This is a genomic window from Streptomyces sp. OfavH-34-F (assembly GCF_022347745.1).
Taxonomy (GTDB): Bacteria; Actinomycetota; Actinomycetes; order Streptomycetales; family Streptomycetaceae; genus Streptomyces.
In genome coordinates this window covers 18,929-29,444 of sequence record NZ_JAKRGC010000051.1, presented here as the reverse complement: position 1 = coordinate 29,444, position 10,516 = coordinate 18,929, and the positions used below count along the sequence as shown (strand labels likewise).

Here is a 10,516-nt window from a genome sequence, read left to right as displayed (position 1 = left end):
TGGCCGCGGCCGAGGCCAGGGCACGGGCCGCCGGCTCCGCGCGGGAGACCGGAGCGGCCGACGAGGCCGCCACCCCCGCCCCGGACCCGAAGGCGCGCGCGGCCCGCTTCAGCAGCTTCCGCAACGCCGTACGGCCCGACTCCCCACACCCGGAAGGCAACTCCCGATGACCGCGACCACCGACGAGAAGCTCAACTGGCTGCTGGAGGGGCTCCTGGAACGGACCCCCGGCGCCCGGCACGCCCTCGTGCTGTCCAGGGACGGCCTCAAGCTGTGCCGCACCCCCGAGCTGTCCGTCGACCAGGCGGACCAGCTGGCCGCGATCTCGGCCGGCATCCAGAGCCTGTCCCACGGCGCCTCCGTCGAGTTCGGCAACGGCAGCGGCGGCGTCCGCTCCGCCATGGCCGAGTTCTACGGCGGCATCCTGTTCATCGTGGAGGCGGGCGCGGGCGCCCACCTCGCCGTCGTCGCCGCCGAGACCGCCGACGTGGGCCTGGTCGGCCACAACATGAGCGAGCTGGTCGAACAGCTCGGCGAGCACCTGGTCGCCCCGCCCCGCGAACCCGCCGACGCGGCGGCCGGCCGGGGCACCGCCGGATGACCCCGCGCCTGCGCCCCGGCAGGGACGACGGACCGGACCGGCTCTACACCCTCACCGGTGGCCGCACCCGGTCCGACTCCGCCGCCTTCGACCTGGTCACGCTCGTGGTCTCCGAGTGCGAGCCGACCCCCGGCATGCAGTCGGAGCACGTGGCGATCCTGCGGATGTGCGCACGGCCCACCGCCGTGGTCGAGATCGCCGCCGACCTCGACCTGCCCGTCAGCATCGTGCGCATCCTGCTCTGCGACCTGCTCGACACCGGCCGGATCAGCGCCCGCCATCCGCGTACCGCACGCGTATCGGACCGGCTTCCCGCCCCCGACATCCTGGAACAGGTGCTCGTTGGACTCCGCAACCTCTGACCGTGCCGCCCTGCAGGCGACGGCCGACAACGGACTGAAGATAGTCGTGGTCGGCGGCTTCGGGGTCGGCAAGACCACCATGGTCCGATCCGTGAGCGAGATCCGTCCGCTCAACACGGAGGAGACGATGACCCGTGCGGGCGAGGCGGTGGACCACACCGACGCCGTACGGTCCAAGACGTCGACCACCGTCGCCTTCGACTTCGGCCGGATCAGCCTCGACGAACGCTCGGTGCTCTACCTGTTCGGCGCCCCCGGCCAGGAGCGCTTCTGGTTCCTGTGGGACCGGCTGTTCTCCGGCACCCTGGGCGCCGTCGTACTCGTGGACACCCGGCGCCTCGCCGACTCCTGGTACGCCATCGACCGGCTGGAGCACCACGGCACGCCGTTCATCGTCGCCTGCAACGACTTCGGCGGCCCGCTCCACACCGAGCAGCAGATCCGGGAGGCGCTCGACATATCCCCGGACGTGCCCCTGGTGGAGTGCGACGCCCGCGACCGGTCGTCCAGCAAGTACGTCCTGATCACGCTGGTGGAGTACCTGCACCGGCTGTCGGCGCGGAGCGCGGGGATCGCCACCGGGGAAGCCGGGGAGGCCGAGGACGCCGAGGGCGCCGGGGAATCCGGGGACACCGGGGAATCCGGGGAGGCCGTCAGGGAGGCCGCCGCGCTGGCCCCGGAGCCCACGCCGTGACCCGGCGCCCCGGCGCGGCGGCGGCCGGTTCGCCCTGACACCGGGAGCCGCACGTACGTTCCTCCGACGGTCACGAGTCGGAATTCCTGTCTCATCGGACGGACAGGGTGCGTAACGACCGCACCGAAGGACTACGCTCCGACTCGTGGCCGACATCCAGATTCCCGCTGACATCAAGCCCGCAGACGGGCGCTTCGGCGCCGGTCCCTCCAAGGTGCGGACCGAGGCGCTCGACGCGCTGGCCGCCACCGGCACGTCCCTGCTCGGTACGTCCCACCGCCAGGCCCCGGTGAAGAACCTGGTCGGATCGGTGCGCGACGGCGTGCGCGACCTCTTCTCCCTCCCCGAGGGCTACGAGGTGATCCTCGGCAACGGCGGCTCCACCGCGTTCTGGGACATCGCGACGCACGGTCTGATCGAGTCGAAGTCCCAGCACCTGAACTTCGGTGAGTTCTCCTCGAAGTTCGCCAAGGCCGCCAAGCTCGCCCCGTGGCTGGCCGAGCCGACCGTCATCGCCTCCGAGCCGGGCACCCACCCGGAGCCGCAGGCCGAGGCGGGCGTGGACGTCTACGCCTTCACGCACAACGAGACCTCGACCGGTGTCGCGGCCCCGGTCAAGCGCGTCGCGGGCGCCGACGAGGGCGCCCTCGTCCTGGTGGACGCCACCTCCGGCGCCGGCGGCCTGCCCGTCGACATCGCCGAGACGGACGTCTACTACTTCGCCCCGCAGAAGTCCTTCGCCTCGGACGGCGGCCTCTGGATCGGCGTCTTCTCGCCGGCCGCCCTGGAGCGCGCGGCCCGCGTCCACGCCTCCGGCCGGCACATCCCCGAGTTCTTCTCGCTGCCCACGGCGATCGACAACTCGCTCAAGAACCAGACGTACAACACCCCGGCGCTCGCCACGCTCTTCCTGCTGAACGAGCAGCTGACGTGGATGAACAGCCAGGGCGGCCTGGCCTTCACGACCGGCCGCACGGCCGCCTCCTCGGGCCACCTGTACGGCTGGGCCGAGGAGTCCAAGTACGCCACCCCGTTCGTCACGGACCCGGCCAAGCGCTCCCAGGTCATCGGCACGATCGACTTCGCGGACGAGATCGACGCCGCCGCGGTCGCCAAGGTCCTGCGCGCCAACGGCATCGTGGACACCGAGCCCTACCGCAAGCTGGGCCGCAACCAGCTCCGCATCGCGATGTTCCCGGCCATCGACCCGTCGGACGTCCAGGCCCTCACGGCCTGCATCGACTACGTGATCGAGAAGCTGTAACGCGTACGCGCAGAAACGGCCCCGCACACCTCACGGCGTGCGGGGCCGTTTCTGCTTCACTCGGCCGAGTGGCATATGCCAGAAACACGGTCCGGGGTCGATTCGCCCTACGATGATGGTCTCGACACCAGCCATTCCAGGAGGCACGCAATGTCTGCAGCAGCAGTCGAGCACCCCTGTGACGATGGACCGGAGCCCCTGCTCGTCACGGCCGACCGGCTCGCCGAGCAGCATCCCGGCTATCGCGTCGAGATCATCGGAGGCGTCATCACCGTGGCTCCACCCCCGGACGGCCCGCACGCCCGCGCTCTGGCCAGGCTCGCTCGTCCTTTCATCGCAGCCGGACTCGACGGTGGGGAGACGGAAGTCCTCCAGGGCATCGGCCTGTGGCTGCCGGGCGGCCCGGAGGACTACGCCATCCCCGACCTCGCCCTGGTCGACGCGGATTTCGATGAGCATCTGATCGAGTACAACAGCTACGACCCGGCCGTCTTCCGCCTCGTCCTGGAAGTCACCTCCAGCAACTACGCCAGCGACCTGCGGCACAAGGTCGCCGCGTACGCCGAGGCGAAGATCCCGGTGTACGTGATCCTCGACCGGAAGCACGGACGCGTCCACGTCCTGACCGAGCCCTGCGACGGCTCGTACGACCGGCACGAGGTGTACGCGCCCGGCCAGCAGGCGCCGCTCCCCGCCTCCATCGGCGCCGAGGTGAGCCTCGATGTCGCCGAGCTGGTCAAGGCGGGCCGGCCGCCGTCCCGTACGGCCGGGGACTGAGGCTCACCCCAGGGCCGACTCCCACCGCTCCTCGCCGTCCTCCCACTCCCCGGTCCGGCGCAGGCCCGCCGCGGCGGCCACGGCGGCGGACGCCGCGTGCTCGGGGTGGATGTGGGCGACCGCCGTCCGCACGCCGGTGCCGTACAAGTGGGTGACCAGGGCGCGGGCGGCCTCGCGGGCGTAGCCGCAGCCCTGCCACGGGGTACCGACGACCCAGGCGATCTCGGCGCGGGCGCCGTGCACGGTGGCCTGGACGTAGCCGATCAGAGGGCCCTCGCCGCGCTCGCGGAGCACCCAGTTCCACCACGTCTCGTCCGGGTCCGGGGAGCCCGCCGTCTGCCGGGCGTAGCGGGCCCGCAGCGCCTCCGGGGTGTCCGGGGCGCCGCCGGTGAAGGTGTGCAGCGCGGGGTCGGCCAGTACGGCGGCCATCTCGTCGGCGTGCGCCACGCGCAGGGGCAGCGCGTCCAGGCGGGGCGTGGCGAAGGGCTCGGGGCCCGGGTCGGTCGTCATGGGAGGGAGACCTTACGCGAAACGCCGTCCGGCGCCGGTCGCCGGGATGAGTGCGGGTCCGTACCGGCGGACCATGGAACCATGGACACGATCCCGCAGCTCAAGCCCTTCGTGAAGCAGTACACCGTCCTGCTGAGCACGCGGCGGCAGGACGGGACGCTCGCCGACACCCCCGTGCACATCGCGGTCGAGGGCGACCACGCGTACATCCGGACGTTCTCCTCGGCGTGGAAGGTGGAACGCATGCGCAACCACCCGGTGGTGCGCCTCGCCCCCTGCACGGTCCGGGGCCGCCCCACGGGCCCCCGGATCGAGGCGCACGCCCGCCTCCTCCCGGCCGGGTCGAAGGAGGACATCCACGCGTCCCGGATGCTCTCCCGCAAGTACCCGGCGACGCAGGGCGTCCTCGTCCCCCTGGCCCACCGCCTGAAGCGGGACCGGACCCTGCACTACGAGATCCGGCCCATCGAGAACGGACCCTAGGGCGTGTTTTGAAAGGAGCGCCGTCCGCCCGGAGGGCGGGCCGGACGGCGTCCGGTGCGTGCGATCGCAAGGCGCCGGGAAGCCCTTGTAGCGGAGCTACCAGGGCTTTTCGGCAACGCCGCGAGCGTGCGTGCCGGACGTCGCCCGGCAGGCGGGACTTTCAAAACACGCCCTAGGGCCTCAGGCGTCGCGGCGGCGCACCGCCCACCAGCCCGCGGCCAGGGCCGCCGCCGCCCACAGCGCGGTCACGGCGAGCCCGGTCCACGGGCCGGGAGCCCCCGCCGGGTCCTGGTGCAGGATCTGCTGTCCGGCCCGGTCCGGCAGCCAGGCGGCGGCGCCCTGCGCGAGGTCGCCGACCACGAAGGACACGATCAGGATGAACGGGACGAGCAGGCCGAGCACCGCGACGGCGCTGCGCAGCAGGAACGTGAGCCCCGCCGCGAACAGGGCCATCAGCGCGAGGTAGATCCCGCCGCCGACGCAGGCCCGCAGGGCACCCGGCTCGCCGAGGCCGATCGCGTCCTCCCCCAGGAACGCCTGGCCGGTGAAGAACGTCGCGAACACGGTGACGAGTCCCACGCCGAGCGCGGACGCCCCCACGACCGCCGTCTTGGCGGCGTAGAACAGACCCCGGCGCGGCACCGCCGCCAGGGAGATCCGCAGGGCGCCGCCCGCGTACTCGGAGGAGACGGCGGTGGCCCCGAAGGCGACGGCCGCGATCTGCGCGAAGTTGAGAGCGTAGAAGGCGCCGAGGACGGGGTCGTCGGTGCCGTCCGCCTCCGCCCGGCCCACGGTGGCGAAGACGAGCAGGGTGATGGCGAGCGTGGCGGCGAAGACCGCGAGGAGCGATCCGTAACTCGCCCGCACGGAACGAATCTTGATCCATTCGGAGTGGAGCGTCGCGGTGACGGACATGGTCAGGCCCCCTCGGGTGCGGCCGGAGCGGATACGGGTGACGCGGCGGCGAACTCCGCGTCGGCGGACGTGAGCGCGAGGTACGCCTGCTCCAGCGAGGCGCGCTCGTCGGCGAGTTCGGACACGGGCACGCCCTCGCGCGCCGCGACGGCCCCGACCTCTTCGGCGGTGGCCCCGTCCACCGCCCACCGGCCGTCGGTGTCCTCCGTGAGCGTGTGCCCCCGGGCGAGCAGCGCCGTCCGCAGCCGGCGGGGATCGCTGGTGCGCACCCGTACGCGCGGCGGGCTGTGCCGGTCGATGAACTCCCGCGCCGGGAGGTCGGCGAGGAGCCGGCCCCGGCCGAGGACGACGAGGTGGTCGGCGAAGGTGGCGGTCTCGTTCATCAGGTGGCTGGAGACCAGGACCGTCCGGCCCTCGTCCGCGAGACGGCGCAGCAGGTGGCGCATCCAGACGATGCCTTCCGGGTCGAGGCCGTTGGCCGGCTCGTCCAGCATCAGCACGGCCGGGTCACCGAGGAGCGCGGCGGCGATGCCGAGCCGCTGGCGCATGCCGAGCGAGAACGTCCTGACTCGGCGGTGCGCAACGGCGGTGAGACCGGTCTCCTGGAGAACCTCGTCCACGCGCCGCGCCGGGAGGCGGTTGGCGACCGCCAGGAACCGGAGGTGGTCCCGGGCCCGGCGGGCCCCGTGGACGGCCTGCGCGTCGAGCAGGGCGCCGACCGTGCGCAGGGGCTCGCGGAGCGCCGCGTAGGGCCGGCCCCCGACCGTGGCGGTGCCGGAGGTGGGGCGGTCCAGGCCGAGGACGAGCCGCATGGTGGTGGACTTGCCGGCGCCGTTGGGCCCGAGGAAGCCGGTGACCCGGCCCGGCTCGATGCCGCACGTCAGCCGGTCGAGGGCCCGGGTGGTGCCGTACTCCTTGGTGAGTTCCTTGACGTCGATGCTGGTCATGGGCCCAGCGTGGCCGGGGCGGGCCCTCGCGGGCATCCCCCGCCCGGGGAGGGCGCCTCCCCCGCGCGGGGGAGGACGGCGCCCCCGGCCGCTCTGCCACGATGGCGGCATGCCGGGCCTCCTCCTCCAGCCGCTGACACGTGCGGTGACCTACACTCGCTGGCTGCATCTGCTGGTGGGCGTGATCGTGCCGCTCGTCTGCGGGGCGGTCTTCCCCGGGCTGAGCGATCCGTCGCCGTACGACTGGCTGCTGATCGCGGTCCTGCCGCTCCCGCTGGTCCTGGCCGCCGCCCTGGTGCCCTCGATCCGCCGGGCGGAGGGGCTGCAGGCGCGGTTGATGCTGTTCCCCGGGCCGCACGCCCGCGCCGGGAGCGACGAGGACCCCGGCATCTCGACCGCCCCGGCCGCCTCGTGGAGCGACCGGGCGCGGACGGGCGTCTGGCTGGTCCTGCGGATGGAGGCGGGGCTCGCCCTCACCCTGGTCACCAACACGCTGCTGGCGCTCGCGCTGGCGTTCGCCGGGGCGGCCGCCGGGGAGCCGGGCCGCGTCTTCCCGTTCCCCTGCTCGACCGGCACGGGCTGGGCGTACGCGCTGCTGGTGCCGGTGCCCGTGCTGGTGCTGGTCCTGATCGCCGCCGGGGCGGGCGCCCTGATGACCCGGGCCGCCCGCCGCCTGCTGGGGCCCTCGGTCAAGGAGCGGCTGGCCGCGCTGGAGAAGCGCACCGACGACCTGCTGGAACGCAACCAGATCGCCCGCGAGCTGCACGACACCCTGGGCCACGCGCTGACCCTGGCCGTCGTGCAGGCCGGTGCCGCGCGGACGGCGGGCGACCCCGAGTTCACCGACCGGGCCCTGGAGGCCATCGAGGAGACGGGCCGGGCCGCGCTGGAGGACCTGGACCGCGTCCTGCTCGTGCTCCGCGAGAGCGGCCGGCCGGCCGCCGCCCGTCCGGCGCTGGACGAAGCGGCCCGGCTGCTGGACTCCGCGCGGTCCTCGGGCGCGCGGATCGACGCCGAGGTGACCGGGGCGCTGGACCGGGTGCCGGGGCCGGTCTCCCGGGAGGCGTACCGGATGCTCCAGGAGGCCCTGACCAACGCGCTGCGGCACGCGGGCCCGGTCCGAATACGTGTCCGGATCGCGGTGGAGTCGGCGCGGCTGCGCCTGGAGGTCCGCAACCCGCTGCCCGCTACGGCCCCGGCGGCCGGGCCGGGCGGTGGCGGTGGCCGGGGGCTGCGCGGTGTCCGGGAGCGCGCGACGCTCCTCGGCGGCGAGGCGCGGGCCGGCCGGGACGGCGGCGACTGGCTGCTCGCGGTCGAACTTCCGCTGTAGGCGGCCCTGTCCGCTGTTCTAGGCTGGCCGGATGCCCCTGTCCGTTCTCCTGGTCGACGACGAGCCCCTCGTGCGGGCCGGACTGCGTGCCGTGCTGGCGGCGCAGCCGGACATCGAGGTGGTGGGCGAGGCCGCGGACGGGGCCGCCGTGATCCCCCTGGTGCGGCAACTGCGCCCCGACGTCGTCGTGATGGACGTGCGCATGCCGCTGATGGACGGCATCGAGGCGACGCGGGCGGTGCTGCGGACCGTCGCGGACCCGCCGAGGATCGTCGTAGTGACGACCTTCGAGAACGACGAGTACGTGTACGGGGCGCTGCGCGCGGGGGCCGCCGGCTTCCTGCTCAAGCGGGCCCGCCCGGCGGAGATCGTGCACGCCGTACGGCTGGTGGCCGAGGGCGACTCCCTGCTGTTCCCGGCGGCGGTGCGGCAGCTGGCCTCCTCGTACGGCCGGGACCGCGGCAACGCCGACGCCCGGTCGGCCATGGAGCGGGCGGCGCTGACCGAGCGCGAACGGGAGGTCCTGCGGCTGATGGCCCGCGGCCTGTCGAACGCGGAGATCGCGGCACGCCTGGTGGTGGGGACGGAGACGGTGAAGTCGCACGTCAGCGCCGTACTGGCGAAGCTGGGCGCGCGGGACCGCACGCAGGCGGTCATCGCCGCGTACGAATCGGGCTTCGTGGCCCCGGAGTAGCGGTGGGGTGGGCCCGGGGGCACTGCGGGGGCCCGACGGCTGTACGGGGCGGGCCCGGGGTGGCTCCTCGGAGCGGGCCCGGCGGCTCTTCGGGGCGGGCCCGGCGGCTCTTCGGGGCGGGCCCGGTGGCGCCCCTCAGCCCTTGCGGCGCCGCCGCCCCAGGGCGAACAGCAGCCCGATGCCCGCCAGCACGGCCACGCCCGTCAGCGTCGTGCCCTTCACCGGTACGCCGTCCCCGCCGTCCTCCGCGCCGCCCGTCCCCTTCCCGTCGCCCCGGTGCCCGGCGCCGCTCCCGCCGCCGTCCCCCTTCCGCTCCACGTCCACCCGTACAACGTCGCTCCGCTCGCCCTCGGAGCCGTACATCAGGGCGGAGCCGTCCGCCGTGAACGTCACCGACTCGGACTGCGGCAGCAGCGGCGACTCGACGGGGTAGTCCTTGCCGAGGCGGCCGTCGGCGAAGGCGTAGCCACGGGCGCTGAAGTAGGAGCGCAGGACCAGTTCCTTTCCGTCGGGCGAGAACGCCCCGTCGGTCACCCAGGGCACCTCCCCCACCCGCCGGAACACGTTGTCGGCGCCCGCGGTGAGCTTCGCGGGCCCTTCGTAGAGGCCGCCGCCGTCCTCGTTCTTGGAGGCGATGTAGACGCGGCCGGTCTTGGGGTGGACCATCAGCGCCTCCGCGTTGCGGGGGCCGTCGGCGTACTTCACGTCGAACTGGGTGGCCCGGACCGTCGCGTCCTTGAGCACCTTCGGCTCGGGGAAGCGGTAGATCCAGACGTGGTCCCAGCTGCCGTTCAGGTTGTCGCCGATGTCGCCGACGTACAGGTTGCCGTCCGGGCCGAGGGAGATCGCCTCGACGTCGCGCGGGGAGCCGACGCCCTTCATGGTGATCCTGGCGACCGTCTTCCCGGTCCGCGAGTCGACGGCGAAGACGTAGGGGCCGTCGTCGCTGTCGTTGTGCGTCCAGTAGATGCCCGGGTGGGCGCGGCTCGCGGCGAGGCCGCTGGACTCGGTGATCCGGGGGTCCTCGATCGTGAAGCTCCGGTCGGCCCCGTCGTCGTCGGCGGCGAGCGCGGGGGTCGCGGCGAGGGCGAGGAGGACGGCGGCGCCGAGGGAGGGGGCCAGTCGGTACGAACGCATGACCCAAGTGTCCACCGTCACGTACCGGCGCGTAGCCCGGATCGGCCATGATGGGCGCCATGCGTTTCATGTGTGTCGGCGATTCCATGACCATCGGGCGCGCCGGCGACTTCACGTGGCGCTACCGCATGTGGCAGCACCTGACGGCCGCGCCGGACGGCCCGCACGAACTGGTCGGCCCGCGTACGGAGCTGTACGAGGCGGAGACGGGCGCGGCGACCTCGTCCGCGTACGCCGCCGACGACTTCCCGCCCGCCGCCCGCCGCCACCTCGCGGGCTGGGGCGAGGGCTGGCTGCACATGGCCCCGCTGATCGCGGACGCGGTGACCGCGCACCGGCCGGACGTGCTGCTGGTGTCGCTGGGCCTGATAGACCTCGGCTTCTACACGGACAGCGCCCAGACCGCGGAGAACGCCCGCGCCTTCCTGACCGCCGCCCGCACGGCGAACCCGCGCATCCGGTGCGTCCTGCTCCCCGTCATCCCGAACATACGCGCCGAGTCGGACGCCCCGTTCGCGGCGGAGTGCGCCCGCTTCAACGCGCTCCTCGCGGACACGGTGGCCGCCCTCACCACCCCCGACTCCCCGCTCCTCCTGCTCCCCCACCCCCCGGCGTACGACATCCACACCGCCACGTACGACGGCACCCACCCCAACGCCACGGGCGAACACCACCTGGCCGCGTCCTTCGCCAACGCGGTGCACGAGGCGTGGAGGCTGGGCACCCGGTACGAAACGGAACCGTCGCCCCTGGAACCGGCGGTGGCGGGGAGCCGCTGAGTTCGTCTGTGGACGCGGGGCGA

12 protein-coding genes and 1 pseudogene are annotated in these 10,516 nt (G+C 73.7%); 9 read left to right on the top strand and 4 right to left on the bottom strand.

The window, feature by feature from the left end:
* Positions 1-166: 166 nt before the first annotated feature.
* The 5 genes from MHW47_RS11240 (at position 167) to MHW47_RS11220 (ending at position 3,698) form a co-directional block, all read left to right on the top strand.
* Positions 167-601: a roadblock/LC7 domain-containing protein gene (locus MHW47_RS11240; RefSeq protein ID WP_239222544.1), complete on the top strand. Its 435-nt coding sequence runs from the start codon at positions 167-169 to the stop codon at positions 599-601.
* Positions 598-963, top strand: a complete 366-nt coding sequence (locus MHW47_RS11235; protein ID WP_239222543.1) for a DUF742 domain-containing protein — start codon at positions 598-600, stop codon at positions 961-963. Before MHW47_RS11240 ends, MHW47_RS11235 begins: the two co-directional genes overlap by 4 nt.
* Positions 944-1,657, top strand: coding sequence for an ATP/GTP-binding protein (locus MHW47_RS11230; RefSeq protein ID WP_239222542.1), 714 nt, complete (start codon positions 944-946; stop codon positions 1,655-1,657). Before MHW47_RS11235 ends, MHW47_RS11230 begins: the two co-directional genes overlap by 20 nt.
* 145 nt (positions 1,658-1,802) lie before the next feature.
* Positions 1,803-2,921, top strand: coding sequence for a phosphoserine transaminase (serC, locus tag MHW47_RS11225; protein WP_239222541.1), 1,119 nt, complete (start codon positions 1,803-1,805; stop codon positions 2,919-2,921).
* Between the two features lie 150 nt (positions 2,922-3,071).
* Entirely contained in the window at positions 3,072-3,698 is a 627-nt protein-coding gene (locus MHW47_RS11220) for a Uma2 family endonuclease (RefSeq protein WP_239222540.1), read from the top strand.
* A 3-nt stretch (positions 3,699-3,701) separates the two neighbouring features.
* Here the strand turns inward: MHW47_RS11220 and MHW47_RS11215 are convergent, their stop codons facing one another.
* Positions 3,702-4,208 (bottom strand): GNAT family N-acetyltransferase, encoded by a 507-nt coding sequence (locus MHW47_RS11215; RefSeq protein ID WP_239222538.1) that lies wholly within the window; start codon positions 4,206-4,208, stop codon positions 3,702-3,704.
* Positions 4,209-4,289: 81 nt separating this feature from the next.
* Between MHW47_RS11215 and MHW47_RS11210 the strand changes: the two genes are divergently transcribed.
* Positions 4,290-4,691 carry a PPOX class F420-dependent oxidoreductase gene (locus MHW47_RS11210; protein ID WP_239222537.1) on the top strand — a complete coding sequence of 134 codons (402 nt, stop codon included), beginning with the start codon at positions 4,290-4,292 and terminating at the stop codon, positions 4,689-4,691.
* A 180-nt stretch (positions 4,692-4,871) separates the two neighbouring features.
* Here the strand turns inward: MHW47_RS11210 and MHW47_RS11205 are convergent, their stop codons facing one another.
* Together MHW47_RS11205 and MHW47_RS11200 are read right to left on the bottom strand one after the other, a co-directional pair.
* A complete protein-coding gene (locus MHW47_RS11205; protein ID WP_239222535.1) occupies positions 4,872-5,606 on the bottom strand; it encodes an ABC transporter permease in 735 nt (244 codons plus the stop codon).
* A 2-nt stretch (positions 5,607-5,608) separates the two neighbouring features.
* A complete protein-coding gene (locus MHW47_RS11200) occupies positions 5,609-6,553 on the bottom strand; it encodes an ATP-binding cassette domain-containing protein (protein ID WP_239222533.1) in 945 nt (314 codons plus the stop codon).
* Between the two features lie 109 nt (positions 6,554-6,662).
* Here MHW47_RS11200 and MHW47_RS11195 point away from each other — a divergent pair, with 109 nt between their 5' ends.
* The gene (locus MHW47_RS11195; protein ID WP_239222531.1) at positions 6,663-7,883 is read left to right on the top strand and encodes a sensor histidine kinase; all 1,221 of its coding nucleotides are present in this window, start codon (positions 6,663-6,665) and stop codon (positions 7,881-7,883) included.
* A gap of 31 nt (positions 7,884-7,914) precedes the next feature.
* A complete protein-coding gene (locus MHW47_RS11190; protein WP_239222528.1) occupies positions 7,915-8,577 on the top strand; it encodes a response regulator transcription factor in 663 nt (220 codons plus the stop codon).
* 135 nt (positions 8,578-8,712) lie between these two features.
* On the opposite strand, the gene MHW47_RS11185 is transcribed toward MHW47_RS11190, so the two are convergent.
* Positions 8,713-9,714 carry a WD40 repeat domain-containing protein gene (locus MHW47_RS11185; protein WP_239222526.1) on the bottom strand — a complete coding sequence of 334 codons (1,002 nt, stop codon included), beginning with the start codon at positions 9,712-9,714 and terminating at the stop codon, positions 8,713-8,715.
* Here MHW47_RS11185 and MHW47_RS11180 point away from each other — a divergent pair.
* Positions 9,713-10,493 (top strand): annotated as a pseudogene (locus MHW47_RS11180) (GDSL-type esterase/lipase family protein). The gene MHW47_RS11185 and the pseudogene MHW47_RS11180 sit on opposite strands and share 2 nt — an antisense overlap.
* Positions 10,494-10,516: the final 23 nt, after the last annotated feature.